Source organism: Brenneria izadpanahii (assembly GCF_017569925.1).
Lineage (GTDB): Bacteria > Pseudomonadota > Gammaproteobacteria > Enterobacterales > Enterobacteriaceae > Brenneria > Brenneria izadpanahii.
This window is the reverse complement of the sequence record NZ_CP050854.1, coordinates 1,454,632-1,477,473: the sequence shown is the minus strand read 5'-3', so window position 1 is coordinate 1,477,473 and position 22,842 is coordinate 1,454,632. Positions and strand designations below refer to the sequence as shown.

Here is a 22,842-nt window from a genome sequence, read left to right as displayed (position 1 = left end):
AACGCATCGCCAATGCCGCCTTGCCTTCTACCCTGCCGGAACAAGGCGGCATTTCTATTATCGCCTCGCAGGATCTCCTGCTAACAACCCGCGATTCGCCAACAAACCCTGACATATATTCCATATTTCCTTCATTTTTGTCCGGTATACCCTGTTTAAACTTGTATGATAAAAAATTGTTCCATGGACCAGCTCCGCGCCTGAGCAATCTGGAGAGATTATCCCATTATTATGAATGCCAAACGCCTCACTCGCCTGTTAATACTTCTTGTCGTCGTTATTGCTGCTCTGTTGCTTTGGCGTCATTTTACTCAACCCTCGGCCACGTCCGGCCAGAGAGAGACTCAGGCAAGCCCCCCGTCACGACCGGGCGCCAGCGGCCGCCGGTCGGCGATGAGCGCCCAGCCCCCGGTTCAGGCGGCGCGGACGCAATCGGTCACGGTGCCCTACTATCTTTCCGGGCTGGGCACCGTGACCGCCGCCAACACGGTAACGATCCGCAGCCGGGTAAGCGGTGAACTGATGGCGCTGCACTTTCAGGAAGGCCAACAGGTGGAAGCGGGCGCGCTGTTAGCCGAAATCGATCCCCGGCCGTATCAGGTGGAGTTGACGCAGGCCCAGGGGCAGTTAGCGAAAGATCAGGCGATACTGGCCAACGCCCGGCAGGATTTCGCCCGTTATCAGAAACTGGTGAAAACCAATTTGATCTCCCAACAGGAGCTGGATGCGCAACTGGCGCTGGTACGCCAGTCTGAAGGTACGGTAAAGGCCGATGAAGGCGCGGTGGCCAGCGCCGAACTACAGCTGGCTTACAGTAAAATTACCGCCCCCATCAGCGGGCGCGTGGGGTTGAAACAGGTGGATGTGGGCAACTACGTCACCAGCAGCGACGCGAGCGGCATTGTGGTTATCACGCAGACACACCCTATCGACGTGGTGTTTACCGTGCCGGAGGGTGAAATCGCCACCGTACTGAAAGCGCAGAAATCAGGGCCGGCGCCGGTTGTTGAAGCCTGGGATCGAACCAATCAGCAGAAGCTGTCGCAAGGCAGTCTGCTGAGTATGGATAACCAGATCGATACCACCACCGGCACCGTCAAGCTGAAAGCCCGCTTCGAGAATAGCGACGACGCGTTATTCCCCAACCAGTTCGTGAACATCCGCATGAAGGTGGATACGCTGCAAAATGCGATCGTCGCCCCGGCGGCGGCGGTGCAAATGGGTAATGAAGGCCATTTTGTCTGGATAATGAACGACAGAAACGAAGTCAGCAAGCGCCTGGTGACCACCGGCATTCAGTATGGCCAACAGATCGTGATTACCGCAGGTCTGGGAGAGGATGTCCAGGTCGTCACCGACGGCATTGACCGCCTGACCGAAGGGGCTAAGGTCGAAGTGATAGCGTCCGCCTCCACGACGAAAACGCCGACGATTAGCGGGGAGAAACCCTGATGCAGGATACCGTTCCCGCCAGCGGCGGCGGCCCATCGCGGCCTTTTATCCTGCGGCCGGTCGCCACCACGCTGTTGATGGTGGCGATATTGCTGGCCGGCATCATCGGCTACCGGGCTTTGCCGGTGTCGGCGCTGCCGGAGGTTGACTATCCCACCATCCAGGTGGTCACGCTCTATCCGGGCGCCAGCCCCGAAGTCGTGACGTCGGCGATTACCGCGCCGCTGGAGCGCCAGTTCGGACAAATCTCCGGGCTGAAACAGATGTTGACCCAAAGTTCCGGCGGCGCATCCGTCATCACGCTGCAATTTCAGCTCGAACTCTCGCTGGATATCGCCGAGCAAGACGTACAGGCCGCCATCAATGCCGCCACCAATCTGTTGCCCGGCGATCTGCCCAATCCGCCGATCTACAGTAAGGTCAATCCCGCCGATCCGCCGATTATGACGCTGGCCGTCACCTCCAGCGCCATGCCGATGACGCAGTTACAAGATATGGTGGATAACCGTATCGCGCAGAAAATCTCACAGGTGGCGGGCGTCGGTCTGGTTTCTCTGGCGGGCGGACAGCGCCCGGCCGTTCGGGTCAAGCTGAATGCGCCGGCCCTATCGGCTTACGGACTGACCAGCGAAGAAGTCCGTACCGCCATCACCGCCGCCAACGTTAACTCCGCCAAAGGCAGCCTCGACGGGCCGACGCGTTCGGTAACCTTGTCGGCCAACGACCAGATGAAATCCATTGAGGATTATCGTCAGTTAATCATCGCCTGGCGCAATGAGGCTCCGGTACGTCTGCGCGACGTCGCCGTCATCGAGCAGGCGGCGGAAAATACCTATCTGGCGGCCTGGGCCAACCGTCAGCAGGCGATCATTATCAACGTTCAGCGTCAGCCGGGCGCCAACGTGATTACCACCACGGACAGTATCCGCCGGATGCTGCCGGGGCTTACCGCCAGCTTGCCTAAATCGGTTGAAGTCACCACGCTGACCGACCGAACCACCAGCATTCGCGCGTCGGTAAAAGACGTGCAGTTTGAACTGCTGCTGGCGATCGCCCTGGTGGTGATGGTGATTTATCTGTTTCTGCGTAACGCCGTCGCCACCATCATCCCCAGCATTGCCGTCCCGCTGTCGCTGGTCGGCACCTTCGCCGCAATGTACTTTCTCGGCTTTTCGATTAATAACCTGACGTTGATGGCCCTCACCATCGCCACCGGTTTTGTGGTGGACGATGCGATCGTGGTGATTGAAAACATCTCCCGCTATATCGAAAAAGGCGAAAAGCCGCTCGACGCCGCGTTAAAAGGCGCCGGGGAAATCGGCTTCACCATCATTTCGCTGACCTTTTCGCTGATCGCGGTACTGATCCCGCTGCTATTTATGGGCGATGTCATCGGCCGGCTGTTCCGCGAGTTCGCGATTACCCTGGCGGTCTCCATTCTGATTTCCGCCGTGGTTTCGCTAACGCTCACGCCGATGATGTGCGCCCGGCTGCTTAGCCATCAATCCCTGCGCAAACAGAATCGCTTTACCCGCGCCAGCGAGCGTTTTTTCACGCGAGTGATTGATACTTACGGCGTCTGGTTGCGCAAGGTGCTGAATCACCCCTGGCTGACGTTGAGCGTTGCGCTGGGAACGCTGTTGCTCACCGTGCTGCTCTATCTGTGGATCCCCAAAGGGTTCTTCCCGATACAGGACAACGGCATTATTCAGGGCACAGTGCAGGCGCCGCAGTCGGTGTCATTCAGCAACATGGCGCAACGTCAGCAGCAGATCGCCTCCATCATCATGAAGGATCCGGCGGTGCAGAGCGTGTCTTCCTTCGTCGGCGTCGACGGCGCCAACGCCGCCCTTAACAGCGGCCGTCTGCAAATCAATCTGAGGCCGCTTAGCGAGCGCAGCGAAAGGGTTCCGGCGATTATTGCCCGGCTGCAACGGCAAACCGCGCAAGTCCCCGGCATACAGCTTTATCTGCAACCGGTGCAGGATCTCACCATTGATACGCAAATCAGCCGGACGCAGTATCAGTTCACGCTACAGGCGATGTCGCTGGATGAACTGAGTCTGTGGGTGCCCGAATTGATGGCCGAACTGCGGCAACTGCCGCAGTTGCAGGATGTCAGCAGCGACTGGCAGGATCAGGCGCCCATCGCTTATGTGAACGTCGACCGCGACAGCGCCAGCCGTCTGGGGATCAGCATGTCCGATGTGGATAGCGCGCTGTATAACGCTTTCGGCCAGCGGCTGATTTCCACCATCTACACCCAATCCAGCCAGTACCGCGTGGTGCTTGAACACGATACAAGCCGGAATAATGGGCTGGACGCCCTGCGCGATGTCCGTTTAATCAGCAGCGACGGCGGAACCATTCCCCTCAACAGCATCGCAACCATCGAGGAACGGCTGGGGCCGCTATCCATCAACCATCTCGACCAGTTTCCCGCCACCACGATTTCCTTCAATGTGAGCGGCGGCTATTCGCTGGGCGATGCGGTAGAGGCCATTACGCGGGCAGAGCAGCAAATGAACCTGCCTTCGGATATCACGACCCGTTTTCAGGGCAGCACCCTGGCCTTTCAGTCCTCGCTGGGCAGCACCGTGTGGCTGATTATCGCCGCGATTGTCGCCATGTACATCGTTCTCGGCGTGCTGTATGAAAGTTTTATCCATCCGGTGACCATCCTGTCCACGCTGCCGACGGCGGGGGTCGGCGCGCTGCTGGCGCTGATGATGGCGGGCAACGAACTGGATGTGATCGCCATCATCGGCATCATTCTGCTGATCGGCATTGTGAAAAAGAACGCCATCATGATGATCGATTTCGCGCTGGCCGCCGAACGCGAACAGGGCATGACCCCGTATGACGCCATCTACCAGGCCTGTCTGTTGCGTTTTCGTCCGATCCTGATGACCACCATGGCCGCCTTGCTCAGCGCGCTGCCGCTGATGCTGAGCACCGGCGTCGGCGCCGAATTGCGCCAACCGCTGGGAATCTGCATGGTTGGCGGTCTGATCATGAGTCAGATATTGACTCTGTTCACCACGCCGGTGATCTACCTGCTGTTCGATCGCATGTCGCTGTATTTCCGCCGGACGCCCCGACAGGAGGAGATCGAGTGAGATTCTTCGCCCTGTTCATCCACCGGCCGGTCGCCACCATTTTGCTGACGCTGGCTATCGCCATCTGCGGCGCGATTGGTTTTCGCATGCTGCCGGTATCGCCTCTGCCGCAGGTGAATTTTCCGGTGATTTCGGTCAGCGCCTCGCTGTCCGGCGCATCGCCGGAAACCATGGCGTCCTCGGTCGCGACGCCGCTGGAACGGGCATTGGGCAGAATCGCGGGCGTCAACGAAATGACCTCCACCAGTTCGTTGGGCAGTACGCGCATCACTCTGGTATTTAATCTCGACAGGGATATCAACGGCGCGGCGCGCGATGTGCAGGCCGCCATTAATGCGGCGCAGAGTCTGCTGCCGTCCGGCATGGCCAGCCGGCCGACCTACCGGAAAGCCAACCCTTCCGACGCCCCGATTATGATCCTGACGCTAACCTCGGATACCTACAGTCAGGGGCAACTGTATGACTACGCCTCTACCCGGCTGGCGCAGAGAATTTCCCAGATGGAGGGGGTGGGCGACGTCTCCATCGGCGGAAGTTCGCTGCCTGCCGTGCGCGTGGCGCTCAATCCGCAGGCGCTGTTTAATCAGGGCGTTTCGCTGGATGAGGTTCGGCAAGCCATCAGCCAGGCGAACGTGCGGCAGCCATTGGGCAGCATCGAAAACCCGCAGCGGCGCTGGCAGATAACGACCAATGACGAACTGAAAACCGCCGCCGCCTATGAACCGCTGATCGTCCACTATAACAACGGCTCGGCCGTGCGGCTGAGCGATGTCGCCACGGTAGAAGATTCCGTGCAAAACGCGCGCAATGCCGGCATGACCGATGCCAAACCGGCGATACTGATCATCATCCGCCGCGCGTCCGACGCCAATATCATCACCACCGTGGACAGTATCCACGCGGCGTTGCCCGAACTGCGCGCCAGCCTGCCCGCCGCGATTCAGCTTAATATCGCGCAGGATCGTTCGCCGACGATCCGCGCCTCGCTGAACGAGGTGGAACAATCGCTGACGATCGCCGTCGCGCTGGTCATCCTGGTGGTTTTTCTGTTCCTGCGCTCAGGGCGCGCCACGCTGATCCCCGCCGTCGCGGTGCCGGTCTCGCTGATCGGCACCTTTGCCGCCATGTATCTGTGCGGTTTCAGTCTGAATAATCTGTCGTTAATGGCGCTGACCATCGCCACCGGTTTTGTGGTGGATGACGCCATCGTGGTGCTGGAAAATATTTCACGCCATATTGAAGCGGGAATGAAGCCGTTGCAGGCATCGCTGCAGGGGGTGCGCGAGGTCGGATTCACCGTACTATCGATGAGCCTCTCGCTGGTGGCGGTGTTTATTCCGCTGCTGCTGATGGAGGGGCTGCCGGGCCGGATGTTTCGTGAGTTTGCCGTTACATTGTCGGTCGCCATTATGATTTCACTGCTGGTTTCGCTGACGCTGACGCCCATGATGTGCGCCAGACTATTGCGCGCGGCGCCCAAACGCAGCCTGCAGCGCAAACGCGGCTTCGGCCGCGTATTAGTCGCTTTACAGCAGTCTTACGGCCGATCGCTTAACTGGGTGCTCAATCATGCGCGCTGGGTACTGGTGCTGCTGCTGGCTACGGTGGCCCTCAATGTCTGGCTGTATATCAGCATTCCGAAAACGTTTTTCCCTGAGCAGGACACTGGCAGACTGATGGGCTTTATCCAAGCCGATCAGAGCATTTCGTTTCAGGCCATGAAGCGGAAGCTCCAGGACTTTATGACCATCGTGCGCAGCGATCCGGCGGTGGCTAACGTCACCGGCTTTACCGGCGGTTCCCGCACCAACAGCGGCTCCATGTTTATTTCACTCAAGCCGCTGTCTGAACGCGACGTCAGCGCCCAGCAGGTCATCAGCCGCCTGCGCGCCAAACTGGCGAAAGAACCGGGGGCGAACCTGTTTTTAATGGCCGAGCAGGACATACGCATCGGCGGACGCGAATCCAGCGCCGGTTACCAGTATACCCTGCTGTCCGACGATCTCAGCGAACTGCGCATCTGGGAGCCGAGAATCCGTCAGGCGCTGAGTAAATTGCCCGAACTGGCGGACATTAACTCCGACCAACAGGATAAAGGGGCGGAAATGGCGCTGACTTACGATCGCGACGCCATGGCCCAGCTTGGGATCAGCGTGTCGACCGCCAACGCCTTACTGAACAATGCCTTTGGCCAGCGTCAGATATCCACCATCTATCAGCCATTAAACCAGTACAAAGTGGTGATGGAGGTGGATTCCGCGTACACGCAGGATGTCAGCTCGCTGGACAAAATGTTTGTGATCAACAGCGAAGGCAAGCCGATTCCGCTCTCCTATTTCGCCAGTTGGCGGCCGATCAATGCGCCGTTGTCGGTCAATCATCAGGGACTGTCGGCCGCCTCAACCATCTCCTTTAACCTGCCGGAAGGCGGCACGCTTTCCGACGCCACGGCGGCGATTGAAAGAACCATGACGTCGCTGGGGGTGTCATCCGCGGTACGCGGCCAGTTCTCCGGCACCGCGCTGGCTTTCCAGCAATCGCAATCATCGCAGGTGGTGCTGATCCTGGCCGCCATTATGACGGTTTATATCGTGCTGGGGGTGCTGTACGAAAGCTATGTGCACCCGTTAACCATTCTTTCCACCCTGCCCTCCGCCGGGGTGGGCGCTTTGCTGGCGCTGGAGTGGTTCGGCGCGCCGTTTAGCCTGATCGCGCTAATTGGTATTATGCTATTAATCGGCATTGTCAAAAAAAATGCCATTATGATGGTGGATTTTGCGCTGGCGGCGCAACGTGGCGGCGGTCTCAGCGCCAGAGACGCCATATTTCAGGCCAGCCTGCTGCGTTTTCGTCCGATTATGATGACCACGCTGGCCGCGTTGTTTGGCGCGCTGCCGCTGGCGCTTACCAGCGGCGACGGCGCGGAGCTGCGCCAGCCGTTGGGGATCACCATCGTCGGCGGTTTGGTGATGAGTCAGTTGCTTACGCTGTATACCACGCCGGTGGTTTATCTGTTTTTCGATAAACTGCGCCATTGGCGGCGCACGGCGCCGGAAAAGAGCGTGTCACTATCGTGACCGATGCTTCATCGTCAGCCTTCATAAAGGAAACATGTCACACAGAGGAAAGTTTGGTGCGCGAAAGTTGCAATGTTTTTCTGTTAGATCCCCAATCAGGAGCATCCTGAATAATGCCGACTCAGTCCGCTTCCGTTCGCTGGCAACTATGGATTGTCGCTTTTGGCTTTTTTATGCAGACGCTGGATACCACTATCGTGAATACCGCGCTGCCTTCAATGGCGGTCAGTCTGAACGAAAACCCGCTGCATATGCACTCCGTAATTGTCTCCTATGTATTAACGGTCGCCATTATGCTGCCCGCCAGCGGCTGGCTGGCGGACCGCATCGGCGTCAAAAACATATTCTTCTCCGCTATCCTGCTGTTCACCTTTGGCTCGCTGCTGTGCGCGCGCGCGGAAACCCTGAATGAACTGGTGCTCTCGCGGGTGGTGCAAGGGGTCGGCGGCGCCATGATGGTGCCGGTAGGGCGGCTGACGGTAATGAAAATCGTGCCGCGCGATCAGTATATGGCCGCCATGACGTTCGTGACGCTGCCGGGCCAGATCGGCCCGTTGATGGGGCCGGCGCTTGGCGGCTTTCTGGTCGAGTACGCCAGTTGGCACTGGATTTTCCTTATCAATCTGCCGGTTGGCATCGCCGGAGCGATAGCCACCTGGTTGATCATGCCTAATTACACCATGCAGACCCAGCGTTTCGATATTCGCGGCTTTTTGTGGCTCGCCGCGGGTATGGCGACCCTGACGCTGGCGCTGGACGGGCACAACAATCTCGGCATCCCGCCCATTGTGATTTTCGCGCTGATCGCCGCCGGGCTGATTTCTCTGCTGAGCTATTGGCTCCATGCCCGCAATAATAGCCGTGCGCTGTTTAATTTGAATTTGTTCAATACCCCGACCTTTTCAGTCGGGCTGACCGGCGGTTTTCTGGCGCGCATCGGCAACGGCATGCTGCCTTTTATGACGCCGCTGTTTCTACAGTTAGGCATGGGATTTTCGCCCTTTCACGCCGGGCTTATGATGATCCCCATGGTGCTGGGCAATATGGGGATCAAGCGGATAGTCGTGCGCATTGTTAACCGCTTCGGCTACCGTCGGGTGCTGATAACCTCAACGCTGCTGCTGGCCCTCGTTACCCTGCTATTCGCGCTGGTGGCGATGATGAATTGGGTCTGGCTGATCCCTATCGTGCTGTTTTTCCTCGGTTCAATGAACGCCATCCGTTTTTCCACCATGAATACGCTGACGCTGAAAGATCTGCCCGATACCCTCGCCAGCGGCGGCAACAGTCTGCTGTCAATGACGATGCAGCTTTCCATGAGTCTGGGCGTCAGCATTGCGGGGTTACTGTTGGGCATTTTTTCCCAGCACCATCTGATGACGGACGCCGCGGAAAAACACAGCGTATTCCTTTATACCTATCTCAGCATGGCGGTGATTATTGCTTTGCCCGCGTTAATCTTTAACCGCGTGCCGCCAGATACCGTTAAACAGTCGACGCTGCCCCGTCGGTCGTGAGGCCCGCCATGAAATTCGGCATTACCGCTAAACTGTTCCTCGCTATTTTCGCCACCTGCATGCTGGTGCTGATTACCATGCATTGGGGCGTCCGCATCAGTTTTGAACGCGGATTCACCGACTACATTAAACGCGGCAACGAACAGCGGGTGGTGCAGTTACGCGATACGCTGGCGGAACAGTACCAGCAGCACGGCGACTGGTCATTTTTACGCAACAACGAACGTTTCGTCTCCAAGATACTGCATTCGATGGAGCAGAATAATGAAGACGGCGTCAACAACGCTCTGCAAGGCTGGCGCGTTCGGCTCTGGGTACTGGATGCCGGCAAAAAAATATTGTTCGGCCCCCCGCAGTCGCTTCCGGCGGAAGGGATATGGCGGGCGATCGACGTTCAAAACCAAACGGTCGGCTGGGTCGTCGCGCCCCCCGTCGAACGCCTGACGCGTAATGCCGATATCAATTTTGACCGGCAACAGCAGCGAACCAGCTGGCTTATCGTGGCGCTCTCCACTCTGCTGGCGATCCTCGCCACCTGGCTGACCGCCCGCGGCCTGTTGGCGCCGGTCAAACGGCTGGTCAACGGCATACACCGTCTGGCGGCGGGTGATTTCAGCGCCCGCGTCACCGCGACCTCGCACGACGAATTGGGCCGGCTGGCGCAGGATTTCAACCAGCTCGCCGGCGCGCTGGAAAAAAACGAGCACTCCCGCCGCGCGTTCATGGCGGATATCTCCCATGAACTGCGCACGCCGCTGGCGGTATTGCGCGGCGAGCTGGAAGCGCTACAGGATGGCGTTCGTCAACCCGATGCCGGTTCGTTGCATTCGTTACAGGCGGAAGTGACGACCTTAACCAAGCTGGTGGACGACCTTCACCAACTCTCTTTGTCCGATCGGGGAACGCTGACCTATCGCAAGAGCGCCGTGGATGTCGTACAGCTGTTGCACATCGCCATCGCGGCCTTTAACGAGCGCTTCCAGAAAAAACACATCACGCTGACGGTAGATTTCCCCGCCCAAGCCAGCACGTTTGGCGATCCGGATCGCTTAATCCAGCTGTTTAACAACCTGCTGGAAAACAGCCTGCGTTATACGGACGAACAGGGTAGACTGGAAGTACGGGCCGTCCCTCGCCAGAAACTGCTGGCGATCACCTGGCAGGACAGCGCCCCTGGGGTGACCGACGAGCAACTTACGCTGATATTTGAACGTTTTTACCGGGCGGAAAACTCGCGTAACCGCGCCAGCGGCGGTTCCGGACTAGGGCTGGCTATCTGTAACAATATCGTTGAGGCGCATGGCGGACGACTGTATGCTGAGCATTCTCCGTTGGGCGGCCTGCTGATTACCGTCGAGCTTCCCTTATATTATTCGCCAGATATACCCTAAATATTCGAGTTGCAGGAAGACGGCAATCGAAGGACAAATTCGTCGGGAACGAATTTGACCAGCCAGCGGCTGGCCTTCGGTGAGAGACAGGATGTCTCTCATCAATCCCGATGAGCTTACTCAAGTAAGTGATTCGGGTGACTGACAAATCTGCCTGAAGCAGATTTGAACGCCGCGTGCGGCGGCCCCAACGGGGCGAGGTCCAGGGAAGAACCGAGTAGCGCAGCCAACGCACATGCAACTTGAAGTATGACGGGTATAGAAACCTTCCATGACAGAACTGAAATAATGATGACAGAACCTATTTGCGCTAATCCTTTACCGGTGCTGATCGTTGAAGATGAACCCAAGCTGGGGCAGTTGTTGATTGATTATCTACAGGCCGCGGATTATCAGACGCACTGGATAAACAACGGCAACGAAGTGCTCGACTGGGTCAAGCAAAACCCGCCGGCGCTGATCCTGCTGGATTTGATGCTGCCGGGCGTCGACGGTCTGACGCTGTGCCGCACCATCCGCCAGTTTTCCAACGTTCCCATCATTATGGTCACCGCCCGCAGCGAAGAGATCGATCGTCTGCTGGGGCTGGAAATCGGCGCGGACGATTATATCTGTAAGCCATTCAGCCCGCGGGAAGTGGTGGTGCGGGTAAGAACCTTGCTGCGCCGCTGCGGCTGGCAGTCGGAAATCAAAAAACCGGCGGACAAATCCGCCCTGCTGATTGATAAAAGCAGTTTTCAGGCCAGCTATCAGGGGCAGAATCTTGACCTGACGCCCGCAGAACTCCGTCTGCTCAAAACGCTGTCCACCGAACCGGGCAAAGTCTTCTCGCGCGAAGAGCTGCTGGATAAACTTTATGACGACTACCGCGTCGTCACCGATCGCACCATCGACAGCCATATCAAAAATTTGCGCCGCAAGCTGGAGCAAATTGACGGGGACACCTCTTTCATTCGCACGGTTTACGGTATGGGATACCGCTGGGAAGCCGCCCCCTGCGAGCTGGTGTAGACCTTCTCTGGCGGCCTGCGCTGTCGCAATAGACCGATTATTTTCAGCCCCGGCGGCGCTAAAAAACCGATAACTTACGATTAAAGGGATAAGGGTTATAGCGTTATTTTCCGCGACAACCACGATTCAGACTCCGCGCTGTACGGACTGCTGGCTTCAGCGTGGAGAAGACGGCGCGTCACCGATCAGTAAACGGCGGTAATCCCCAACCTTCACCGCCGGTCAAAAAATCTGTCCGACTTAGTGAAATATTTATCATTTTTTCTTTATCTCAGGCTGATAGGCTTTATCGCATGGCAATAATTATCAGATTTAACAGAGAGGCGTAATGTCAGGCTTAGTGGATGGAAAATGGGTTAGCGGCGACGTCGCGGCCGAAGAAATTAAAAACGGCGCATTTCATCGGCAGGAAACGACATTCCGCCAAACCGAAATTGTCGCGCAATCCGGCCGTTATCAACTTTTTGTCTCCTACCTCTGTCCATGGGCTTCTCGCACCCTGCTCTTCCGTAAGCTGAAAGGGCTGGAGAACGTCATCAAACTTTCCATCGCGGAACCATGCATCGGGGACAACGGCTGGGAATTCAGCGCGCCGCAGGAGGCGGGCGAGCGGGTTGGCCCTATTCGTTTCCTTCATCAGTTGTACACCGCAACCGATAAACACTACACCGGGAAAGTGTCGGTGCCCGTTTTATGGGATCGCCAGGAAGGGCGCATCGTCAACAATGAATCGGCGGACATTATCCGTATCCTGAACAGCGGCTTTGACCAGCTGACCGGCAACGACCTCGATTTCTATCCGCCCGCGCTGCGCGGCGACATCGACGGTTGGAACGAAATCATTTATCACGGCATCAACAACGGCGTCTATAAAACCGGCTTCGCCAAAACGCAGGAGAGCTACAACCAGGCGGCCACCACCCTGTTTTCCACGCTGGATAAGGTAGAGGCGCATCTGGCGTCGCACCGTTACATCGCCGGCGATACGCTGACCGAAGCCGACTGGCGTCTGTTCGTGACGCTGGTGCGTTTTGACGTCGCCTATCATGGCGCGTTCAAGTGCAATCTCCGCCGTATCGAAGATTACCCCAATCTTTCGAACTACCTGCGCGAACTGTATCAATGGCCCGGCGTGAAAGAGACCGTCAATATCGGGCATATTAAGGCCGGTTATTATGGCATCCGATGGCTGAACCCTACCGGTATCGTGCCATTAGGTCCGGCGGCGGATTTCGAACGGCCGCACGATCGCAAACGGCTTGGCGCTTCCCGCGTAGCGCTCAAACGCTGATTAGTTCAATCACGCCGGCAATAGGCCTACTTTTTGTGGGCCGTCTGCTGCATTTTTCATTCATTAGCGTTAGAATTCCCCGCCTTTACTGCTCCCATCGGGAGCAGCCTGACTTGTAATCAGAATCGAGAGACATCATGTTTAAACCGGAACTGCTTTCTCCGGCCGGAACGCTGAAAAATATGCGTTACGCCTTCGCCTATGGCGCAGACGCTATTTATGCCGGCCAACCACGCTACAGCCTGCGGGTGCGCAACAACGAATTCAACCATCAGACGCTGGCGCAGGCCATCAATGAAGCGCATGAGCTGGGTAAAAAATTCTATGTGGTGGTCAATATCGCGCCGCATAACGCCAAGCTGAAAACCTTCCTGCGCGACCTGCAACCGGTGATAGACATGGGGCCGGATGCGCTGATTATGTCCGATCCGGGGCTGATCATGCTGGTACGGGAAAACTTCCCGCAGATGCCGATCCACCTTTCCGTTCAGGCTAACGCGGTTAACTGGGCGACGGTGAAGTTCTGGCAACAGATGGGGCTGAGCCGCGTCATTCTGTCCCGCGAGCTATCGCTGGAAGAGATTGCCGAAATCCGCAGCAAAGTGCCGGATATGGAACTGGAGATCTTCGTGCACGGCGCGCTCTGCATGGCATATTCCGGCCGTTGCCTGCTGTCCGGCTACATCAACAAACGCGATCCCAATCAGGGAACCTGCACCAACGCTTGCCGCTGGGAATACAAGGTACAGGAAGGGAAAGAAGACGAAGCCGGCAATATCGTTCATCTGCATGAGCCTATCGCGGTGAAAAACGTTGAGCCTACGCTGGGCATCGGCGCGCCGACCGATAAGGTCTTTATGCTGGAAGAGAGCCAGCGGCCCGGCGAATACATGAGCGCCTTCGAAGACGAACACGGCACTTACATCATGAACTCGCGCGATCTGCGCGCCATTCAGCACGTGGAACGTCTGACGCAGATGCAGATTCATTCGCTGAAGATTGAGGGCCGCACCAAGTCATTCTACTACTGCGCGCGCACCGCGCAGGTCTACCGCCGCGCCATTGACGACGCCGCCGCCGGTAAGCCCTTTGACCCGACCCTGCTGGAAACGCTGGAAGGGTTGGCCCACCGCGGTTATACCGAAGGTTTCCTGCGTCGCCATGTGCATGAGGATTATCAGAACTACGACTACGGCTATTCCGTGTCCGACCGTCAGCAGTTCGTCGGCGAATTCACCGGCGCGCGGCGCGACGGACTGGCGGAAGTCGCGGTGAAAAACAAATTCTCCTGCGGCGACAGCGTGGAAATGATGACGCCCAAAGGCAATGTTCAATTCACCATCGAAGCGATGCAAAACGCCAAAGGGCAAGCGGCGGATGTCGCGCCAGGCAACGGGCATATCGTCTATTTGCCGGTGCCGGAAGATATCGAGCTGGAATATGCGCTGTTATTGCGCAATCTGCCGAACGCCGCCACCACCCGAAATCCAAACGCGGCCTAATCCCGGTTAGACATTAATGCCGAACGTTTAAGGAGCGAGATAACAGAGCAAGCGCGAAGAGAGGCAATTTCATCGTCGCGTTTCTCTTAAAGATCAAACTTAAGCGGGCGGCATTAGGCTACGAGGCTAGGGCCAGCGGCTGGAAAATGCCGGATACAGACACAAAGATTGGTGTCTTTAGACAAATATTAGAATCAGATCACATCAATGACTGCGCCTTAAAGTTAGTATTGTGTGGCTGAGAAAATGTAGAACGAAAAATAAGCGTAGTGATACTACTAGGAACCACCTCCTTGGCCAGCTCAATCTCCCTTGAGCTGGCTTTTTCTTTTTTCAACGCGCCCCGATTGCGATCCGCCCATAACCCTCCGCTCATGTGCCAGCCGCGGCCATTCGCCGAATCTTCTGATTTCAATCCCTGTTTTTACTGACTAATTGTATTTACTGAGTATTATTAGAGTGCATTCCCCCTACGACATGTAACAGATTGTTGATAAAACTTGTTATTTTCCGAGAGGAAGCCAATATCTCTCCCCTGTCGTCGCGGGTCTGCCATTAAGGCCTATTAAATTTGAAACACCTAATTGGGAGAACTCCATGGATCAAACCCCTGCTACGCTGCTCATTCTGAATGGAAAAAACACCGATAATGATCAGCTCCGTCAGGCCATTGGAGAGTGGCGCAAGGATGGAAATGTACTGCATGTCAGAGTGACCTGGGAGTCTGGCGATGCACGCCGTTACGTGAAAGAAGCGGTACGACTGAACGTCGATAACGTCATCGCCGCCGGAGGGGACGGCACGATCAACGAAGTCGCCGGCGCGCTGGCGGAACAGCCCGAAGCGGTTCGTCCCTGTATGGGGATCATCCCGCTGGGAACCGCCAATGACTTCGCCACCGGCTGCCAGATCCCCATCGACCTGCATAACGCTTTGGCGCTGGCGATCAAGGGACGGGCAACCGCTATCGATTTAGCCAAAGTGAATGATGAACACTACTTCATCAACATGGCGACGGGCGGATTCGCCACCCGTATTACCACGGAAACTCCGGCGAAAATGAAAGCGGCGCTGGGCGGCGCATCCTATGTTTTAAACGCGCTGCTGCGCATGGATATGCTGCAATCCGAACGCTGTGAAATCCGCGGCCCGGATTTTGACTGGTCAGGGGATACCTGGGTTGTTGCGATCGGCAATGGCCGTCAGGCCGGCGGCGGTCAGCGCCTTTGCCCGGATGCGCTGGTAAACGACGGTCTGCTGGATCTTAGCATCCTGTCGGCGCAAGAGCTGCTGCCCAATATGTTGCAAGCCTGGTTTACCGGCACCGAAAATCCCAACATGATTTCAGCCGCCCTGCCCTGGTTGGAAATTACCGCGCCGAATGACATGACGTTTAATCTGGATGGCGAACCGTTTAAAGCCAAACGGTTTCTGATTGAAGTGGTTCCGGCTGCCATTTATTGCCGTCTGCCGCCGCAGTGCCCATTACTGGGATGATCCGGCAACCCATCGCCGGATATGCGATGCGCCCGGCGAATGGCCGGGCTGGGGCTGCCGGGAGATTATTCGCGCTTCAGGCGGTTGCTGTTCGCCAGATACAGCGTAATCACCAGCAACAGAATGGCGGCGGCGTAAATCAGCGTATCAAGCGGATTTTTATGATCGACGATAATCAGCCGGATAATCGCCGTGATGCCGATATAAACGAAATAACGTAACGGGAAATGATATCCCGACTGAAAATACTTCACGATCAAGGCGATAAACTCAAAATACAGAAAGTAAATTACAATACTTTCAATCAATTGATAGGATGAATCCTTCTCATTGGTAATCAGCAATACCTGCGCTAAATGGTAGGTCTCTTTCCCCAGAAAAATCACCAGAATAATAGCCAATATCAGCAATCCAATATTGAGTATCGTCTGAAGTCCTTTTGAAACCATAATGCTGCGCGTTGAAGCCGCCATACTTATTCCCTCACATCCAATTAAATCTGTCGCCTTAGCGTTTACAGGTTACCACCCTTATCCATCATCAGGGAGACAACCTGCTTATTTGTAAGCAAAATTACCCGCGACAACATATTCCCGAACAGCCGGCCCTTCATTTCGCGAGCCGGCGGCGTTGACACTTCACCCGCCGCCGGCGATAACAACGCCGCGCCGCGGTTGCGTCAACCGCAGATTCCGATATTTCATTTTTCCCCTCGCCAGGCAAAGCGTTCCGCCGCATCGCCCCCCGCAGACGGAACAACCCCGGAGGCGCTCACAAAACGCGGTTAATTTGCGGCACAAAATGGCATTTATCGGCGATCGCATCTATTGTTTCTTCTGTGATCGTCAGGATTTCATTCATCCTGCCTTAACGACTTCAATCAAATCATCGCTTTTCATTAACGCCGTGACCATTTTTCACCTGTCATCCTGGGGCAGATAGAGGTCGTAAAGGCTACCACCTCAGAATAACAAGCGAAATTACCTGAGACGGCGATAAGGAAAAGCCAAACCAGGAGCTAATCATGACTGATATTGCACAGTTATTAGGTGAGGAAGCGGAAGATCTACTGCAACACCGCTGTACCACAATCCCTGTTGAAAACCTCTACCTGCCGGGCGCCGACTTTGTCGATCGGGTGATGATCGATAACAACCGCCCCAACAGCGTACTGCGTTCAATGCAGACGCTGTTCAACCACGGCCGACTGGCCGGCACCGGCTATCTGTCAATCTTACCGGTCGATCAGGGGGTCGAGCACTCCGCCGGCGCGTCTTTCGCCGCCAATCCGCTCTATTTCGATCCTAAAAATATCGTTGAACTGGCGATCGAGGCAGGCTGTAACTGCGTGGCGTCCACCTATGGCGTACTGGCCGCGGTTTCGCGCCGCTACGCGCACAAAATCCCGTTTCTGGTCAAGCTCAACCACAACGAAACCCTGAGCTATCCGACCCAGTACGACCAAACGCTGTACGCCAGCGTTGAGCAGGCGTTCAATCTGGGGGCAGTCGCCGTGGGCGCCACCATTTATTTTGGCTCTGAGCAGTCGCGCCGCCAGATTGAAGAGATCTCCAGCGCATTCGAACGCGCTCACGAGTTGGGCATGGTCACCGTGCTGTGGGCCTATCTGCGCAATCCGGCCTTCAAAAAAGACGGCGTAGACTACCATTCCAGCGCCGATCTCACCGGCCAGGCCAACCACATTGCCGCCACCATCGGCGCCGATATCGTGAAGCAGAAAATGGCGGAAAACAACGGCGGCTACCGCGCCATCAAATTCGGCTATACCGACGATCGCGTCTACGACAAACTGACCACCGATCACCCGATCGATCTGGTTCGTTACCAGTTGGCCAACTGCTATATGGGCCGCGCCGGGCTCATTAACTCCGGCGGCGCCGCCGGCAATAACGATCTACAGGAATCCGTGCGTACCGCGGTGATCAATAAGCGCGCCGGCGGCATGGGCCTGATTCTCGGCCGCAAGGCATTCAAAAAATCAATGAAAGAAGGCGTGGCGCTGATCAACGCCGTGCAGGATACCTATCTTGATAAAAGTATAACCATCGCGTAATCCGTCAGGGATTGTCCGGCCGGCGGATTTTGCCGCTGCCGGGCAATCCCGTACGATAAAATTCAGGCTTGCGCCGTAATACCGCGCGCTTAAGGATCGAGTTATCTTTAGCGGCCCCGGCGCGCGGCTTCCTGCGAAAACCTCTCCGCCGTGTTGCCCCTAGTGAGCCGCATCAGGTTAACGCCGCGCGCTCTTCCCCCGAACTTACCACCAGGCATGAAAATGGTGCACCGGGCCAATCCCCTGCCCGACTTCCAGCGTATCGGCCTGCTCAAGCGCCTGTTGCAGATAATTTTTCGCCGCCGCGACCGTCGCCGGCCAATCAGCATAACGCGGCCGCAGGGCCGCCAGCGCCGCGGAGAGCGTGCAGCCGGTGCCATGCGTATGGCGGGTATCGACGCGCGGAGAGGTGAAGCGCTGCGGCGCCTGTCCCTGAAGGAACAGCCAGTCCGGGCTTTCATCCTCGCTTAAATGTCCGCCTTTCATCAATACCGCCTGACAGCCCATACCCAGCAGTTCCTGCCCCTGAGCGCGCATCTCCCGCTCATTGCCGGCCGGCGGACAGTCAAGCAGGGCAGCCGCTTCCGGTAAGTTAGGGGTAATCAGGGAGACATTAGGCAACAGCAACCGCCGAATCGACTCCACCGCGTCGGGCGATAACAGCGGATCGCCGCTTTTTGCCAGCATGACCGTATCCAGCACCACATAAGGTACGGCGTAGTGACGCAGACGCTCCGCCACCACGTCGACGATATCCGCCTGCGCCAGCATGCCGATCTTGGCGCTGTCGATACGCACGTCGCTCAGCACGGAATCCAACTGGGCCGCCACGAACGCCGGTTCAATCCGGTAAACAGACTGCACGCCGCGGGTATTCTGCGCCACCAGCGCGGTGATCACCGACGCGCCGTACGCCTCCAGCGCGGAGAACGTTTTTAAATCGGCCTGGATCCCCGCCCCGCCGCTGGGGTCGGTGCCGGCGATGGTTAATGCATTAATACGTTGTTTCATAACAGATCCTCCCCGCGCAGACAGTACAGCCGATCGAGAAAGGCCGGAATAAAGCCGCCCGGCCCCTGAGACTGCATGGCGGCCTGTTCTCCCGCCCGCGCCATAACGCGACAGGCCGTCGCCACATGTTGCAAACGGTCGCCCTCCAGCGCGCAGAAAGCGGCGACCACCGCGGATAACGCGCAACCGGTGCCCACCACGCGGGTCATGATTTTATCCCCGCCGCTGATCGCCCAGTCGCGGGAACCGTCCGTTACGTAGTCCACTTCGCCCGTCACCGCGACCACCGTAGAGAGACGATGAGCCAATTCGCGCGCGGCGGGCAGCGCGGTAAACGAGTCGTTGGCGCTGTCGACGCCGCGCCCCTGCGCGCTCAGCCCGGACAACGCCATGATTTCGGAAGCGTTTCCCCGAATGGCCGCCGGATTTAATTGCAGCAGTTCACGGGCGAATTCGGTACGAAACGTCAGCCCGCCGACCGCAACCGGATCGAGCACCCAGGGCGTACCGGAGCGATTGGCGCCGTTAACCGCCGCCAGCATGGCGTCGGCGCGATGGCGCTCCAGCGTTCCGACATTAATCAGCAGCGCATCGGCCAATGCGCTGAACTGCGCGGCTTCGGCGGGATCCACCACCATCGCGGGCGAAGCATTGAGCGCCAGTAAAACGTTAGCGGTAAATGATTGCACCACATCGTTGGTCAGACAGTGCACTAAAGGAGACAACGCATGGAATTGCGTTAACGACGCCGCCGCATGGGCGGCCGGTAAATCGACAGGTCGAGTGTTCATCATTCCCCCAACCGGCGTTTAAGAAGGCGGTAACCGGTTGGTTGGCATACCGGGACTTCCCTACGCTGGCATTATCCAGTTCAGGTCAACGGGTATTTCTCAGCCTTCACAAAGAAGGGCACCCCGAGTCGTTGAAAAATCATCAGATTTTACAGCAGGCATACGGCCTCGCCTCAGACAGAATACTGCCCGTCTAATGAGTTGTAAATGCAGGGCTGGAGTAACGGCGTTCGATCAAACGCCGGGACGCTGATTTCCCCCTGGACGCAGCGTCGCCAGCAGAAGCTGAAAACAGGATTCGATCAAATGCGGCAGAGGCTGAGGGCCGCGCATCAACGCCACGGTTCGCGTCAGCGCGGGTTGCTGTAATTGCACCACCGTCAGCTCCGCGTCCTGTAAATGCGTGGTGTAAAGTTGCGGCAGGATGGCCACCGCCAGTTTCGAGCGCACCAGTCCATACAGGGTTTCGATGTAATCGACCTGATAGCGGGTGCGCAGCGTAAGCCGGTTGCTCTCCGCCATCGCCGCGACCAGCCGCTGGATATTGCCTTTGGAAAATACCACGACATCGCGTCCCGTCAGCAGTTTCCACGGCAAATGCGCCGACTGCGCCAGAACGTCATCGCGGTGCAGGACGGCGACAAAGGGATCTTCCTGCAGGGAAAACACCTTTAACTCCGGCGGAACGGCGCTATCCAATGCGCCGATACCAAAATCGATTTGTCCTTTCAGCAATTGGGCGGTAAGCGAGTCATTGGTTTGATCGTGAAATTCCACTTTCAGGCGCGGAAACTGCTGCGCCAGCTTCGCCGGGATATCAGGAAACAGCAGAGAGCTAACGGAAGGAACCAGACCGATACGCACGGTGCCGTCGCCCCCGGCCTCGACAATCCGCCGCATATCCTGAAATGACCGCTGCGCGACGCTGAGCACCCTTTCCGCATGCGGCAGAATAGCCGCGCCAAGCTCCGTCAGGGTCACGGATGAAGCCGTGCGGTTAACCAGCTTGCCCCCAAGCACCGTTTCTATTTGCCGCAGCGCGCTGCTTAACGCCGGCTGGCTGATGGCGAGACGGTTGGCGGTTTCGGTAAAGTGACGCAGTTGCGCCAGCGTCACAAAATACTGCAACTGTTTTAAAGAAAGCGCGGGCAGGCGCAGCCAGGGTTCTGTCATGGTTCTGTTCGCTGTCGATATTTGCTTCAGGATAACCCTTTCTTATCAGGCGATAAATTTATTCAGCTAGGCAAACGTTTGCTACGTGCCTAGAGTATCGTCATTATTTGTTTGCCGGATAGTATTTATTCATGAGCGTTACAGCAGACACGCGCCGACGCGCGGTACTGGCCGCCAGGGGAGAATGCCCCTTCGATCTGTTGCTGACCCAGGCCAGGGTTGTCGATATGGCGACCGGGGAGATCCGCGATGCGGACGTCGGGATTGTCGGGGAACTGATCGCCAGCGTTCATCCGCGCGGCAGCCGCACTGACGCCGGGGAAATTCACGATCTTGCGAAGGCGTATCTCTCGCCCGGCTTGATGGACACCCACGTACATCTTGAAAGTTCGCACCTGCCGCCGGCGCGCTACGCCGAGATCGTACTGGCGCAAGGCACCACCGCGGTGTTTTGGGATCCGCATGAACTGGCCAATGTACTGGGCGTTGAAGGGGTGCGCTATGCCGTTGCCGCCAGCCGCGGCCTGCCGCTGCAGGTGATGGTCGCCGCGCCGTCGAGCGTGCCCTCCACGCCCGGACTGGAGATGTCCGGCGCCGACTTCGCCGGCGAAGAGATGGCGGTCATGCTCGGCTGGCCTGAGGTATCCGGCGTGGCGGAAGTGATGGACATGCACGGCGTACTACACGGCAGCGAACGCATGATGGAAATTCTTCATGCCGGCCTTGCCAGCGGTAAACTGATTGAAGGCCATGCGCGCGGTCTGCACGGCGCAGATTTACAGGCTTATCTGGCGGCGGGCGTCACTTCCGATCATGAACTGACTTCCGCCGACGACGCGCTGGAAAAGCTGCGCGCCGGGTTAACCCTCGAAATACGCGGTTCTCATCCCTATCTGTTGCCTGATATCGTCGCGGCGCTGAAAACCCTGCCGCATCTGTCGTCGCAAATTACCGTCTGCACCGATGATGTTCCGCCCGACATGCTGTTGGAAAAAGGCGGCGTTATCGCCCTGCTCAACTTGCTGATTGAACACGGCTTGCCGGCGATGGATGCGCTGCGATTCGCCACGCTGAACGCGGCGATTCGGCTGCGTCGCAACGATCTTGGTTTGATCGCCGCCGGCCGGCGCGCGGATCTGGTGGTTTTCGACTCGCTGGAGAAACTTCAGGCGCGGCGGGTTTACGTCGCCGGCAAGCTTACCGCCGACAACGGCGCCATGCTAAACGGCATCAGCGGCCCGGAAAACGTACTTCCTCCGCGCGATACCCTGCGTCTTGCGCCGGTGACGGATAATGATTTTATTATGCGCATCGCCACGCTGCGCCACGGCGTTGCCCGCCTGCGGCATATCCGCGGGGCGCGCTTTACCCAATGGGGAGAAAAAGAAGTCGAAGTGCGCGATGGCAAGGTGCGATTGCCGGACGGCTTCAGCCTGATCTGGGTACGGCATCGCCACGGCCGTCACGCGGCGCAGCCGCAGATGGCCTTGCTGGAAGGCTGGGGCGAACTGCGCGGCGCCATTGCCACCAGCTACTCGCACGATTCGCATAACCTGGTGGTTCTGGGGCGCGATCCTGTTGACATGGCGCTGGCGGCAAATCGTCTGATCGACAGCGGCGGCGGCATGGCGCTGGCCAGGAATGGCGACATCATCGCGCACGTGGCGATGCCGATAGCCGGTATGCTGTCCGATCTGCCGGCGGCGGAGCTGGCCGCTCAGTTTCGTCAATTGCGTGAACGCAGTAACGATATCGCCGACTGGGAGCCGCCCTACCGCGTGTTTAAGGCCATTGAGGGAACCTGCCTTGCCTGCAACGCAGGCCCGCATCTGACCGATCTTGGCCTGACGGACGGCGCCACGCGACAGATTATCGACCCGCTTATCGACTGGCGGGAAATTCCAGACCAACCACAACACTAAATAGAAGAGCAACA

General features: G+C 57.5%; 15 protein-coding genes and 1 riboswitch. Of the genes, 11 read left to right on the top strand and 4 right to left on the bottom strand.

The window, feature by feature from the left end; translation table 11 throughout:
• The first annotated feature begins 231 nt into the window (after positions 1-231).
• From HC231_RS06570 to yegS, 9 genes are all read left to right on the top strand, one after another.
• The gene (locus HC231_RS06570; protein WP_208230260.1) at positions 232-1,452 is read left to right on the top strand and encodes an MdtA/MuxA family multidrug efflux RND transporter periplasmic adaptor subunit; all 1,221 of its coding nucleotides are present in this window, start codon (positions 232-234) and stop codon (positions 1,450-1,452) included.
• Positions 1,452-4,571 carry an MdtB/MuxB family multidrug efflux RND transporter permease subunit gene (locus HC231_RS06565; RefSeq protein ID WP_208230259.1) on the top strand — a complete coding sequence of 1,040 codons (3,120 nt, stop codon included), beginning with the start codon at positions 1,452-1,454 and terminating at the stop codon, positions 4,569-4,571. Before HC231_RS06570 ends, HC231_RS06565 begins: the two co-directional genes overlap by 1 nt.
• Complete coding sequence (mdtC, locus tag HC231_RS06560) at positions 4,568-7,648, top strand: multidrug efflux RND transporter permease subunit MdtC (protein WP_208230258.1); 3,081 nt, start codon at positions 4,568-4,570, stop codon at positions 7,646-7,648. The genes HC231_RS06565 and mdtC overlap by 4 nt, the downstream gene beginning before the upstream one ends.
• Positions 7,649-7,761: 113 nt before the next feature.
• A complete protein-coding gene (gene mdtD / locus HC231_RS06555; RefSeq protein ID WP_208230257.1) occupies positions 7,762-9,165 on the top strand; it encodes an MFS transporter in 1,404 nt (467 codons plus the stop codon).
• An 8-nt stretch (positions 9,166-9,173) separates the two neighbouring features.
• Entirely contained in the window at positions 9,174-10,556 is a 1,383-nt protein-coding gene (baeS, locus tag HC231_RS06550; protein WP_208230256.1) for an envelope stress sensor histidine kinase BaeS, read from the top strand.
• Between the two features lie 291 nt (positions 10,557-10,847).
• The gene (gene baeR / locus HC231_RS06545) at positions 10,848-11,567 is read left to right on the top strand and encodes an envelope stress response regulator BaeR (protein WP_208231242.1); all 720 of its coding nucleotides are present in this window, start codon (positions 10,848-10,850) and stop codon (positions 11,565-11,567) included.
• A gap of 328 nt (positions 11,568-11,895) precedes the next feature.
• Complete coding sequence (locus HC231_RS06540) at positions 11,896-12,858, top strand: glutathione S-transferase family protein (RefSeq protein WP_208230255.1); 963 nt, start codon at positions 11,896-11,898, stop codon at positions 12,856-12,858.
• Between the two features lie 137 nt (positions 12,859-12,995).
• On the top strand, positions 12,996-14,360 hold the full coding sequence (gene trhP, locus HC231_RS06535) for a prephenate-dependent tRNA uridine(34) hydroxylase TrhP (RefSeq protein ID WP_208230254.1): 1,365 nt from the start codon (positions 12,996-12,998) through the stop codon (positions 14,358-14,360).
• A gap of 597 nt (positions 14,361-14,957) precedes the next feature.
• A complete protein-coding gene (yegS, locus tag HC231_RS06530; protein ID WP_208230253.1) occupies positions 14,958-15,857 on the top strand; it encodes a lipid kinase YegS in 900 nt (299 codons plus the stop codon).
• 65 nt (positions 15,858-15,922) lie between these two features.
• Here yegS and psiE read toward each other — a convergent pair whose 3' ends face one another.
• The gene (gene psiE, locus HC231_RS06525; RefSeq protein ID WP_208230252.1) at positions 15,923-16,330 is read right to left on the bottom strand and encodes a phosphate-starvation-inducible protein PsiE; all 408 of its coding nucleotides are present in this window, start codon (positions 16,328-16,330) and stop codon (positions 15,923-15,925) included.
• Positions 16,331-16,881: 551 nt separating this feature from the next.
• Here psiE and fbaB point away from each other — a divergent pair.
• A complete protein-coding gene (gene fbaB / locus HC231_RS06520) occupies positions 16,882-17,931 on the top strand; it encodes a class I fructose-bisphosphate aldolase (RefSeq protein WP_208230251.1) in 1,050 nt (349 codons plus the stop codon).
• 204 nt (positions 17,932-18,135) lie between these two features.
• Here the strand turns inward: fbaB and thiD are convergent, their stop codons facing one another.
• The 3 genes from thiD to HC231_RS06505 all read right to left on the bottom strand — a co-directional run bounded on the left by thiD (position 18,136) and on the right by HC231_RS06505 (position 20,906).
• Positions 18,136-18,942, bottom strand: a complete 807-nt coding sequence (gene thiD, locus HC231_RS06515) for a bifunctional hydroxymethylpyrimidine kinase/phosphomethylpyrimidine kinase (protein ID WP_208230250.1) — start codon at positions 18,940-18,942, stop codon at positions 18,136-18,138.
• Positions 18,939-19,733 carry a hydroxyethylthiazole kinase gene (thiM, locus tag HC231_RS06510; protein ID WP_208231241.1) on the bottom strand — a complete coding sequence of 265 codons (795 nt, stop codon included), beginning with the start codon at positions 19,731-19,733 and terminating at the stop codon, positions 18,939-18,941. Before thiM ends, thiD begins: the two co-directional genes overlap by 4 nt.
• A gap of 40 nt (positions 19,734-19,773) precedes the next feature.
• A riboswitch (TPP riboswitch) is annotated at positions 19,774-19,869 on the bottom strand.
• Between the two features lie 98 nt (positions 19,870-19,967).
• Positions 19,968-20,906 carry a LysR family transcriptional regulator gene (locus tag HC231_RS06505; protein WP_208230249.1) on the bottom strand — a complete coding sequence of 313 codons (939 nt, stop codon included), beginning with the start codon at positions 20,904-20,906 and terminating at the stop codon, positions 19,968-19,970.
• Between the two features lie 131 nt (positions 20,907-21,037).
• Between HC231_RS06505 and HC231_RS06500 the strand changes: the two genes are divergently transcribed.
• A complete protein-coding gene (locus tag HC231_RS06500) occupies positions 21,038-22,828 on the top strand; it encodes an adenine deaminase (RefSeq protein WP_208230248.1) in 1,791 nt (596 codons plus the stop codon).
• Positions 22,829-22,842 lie beyond the last annotated feature (14 nt).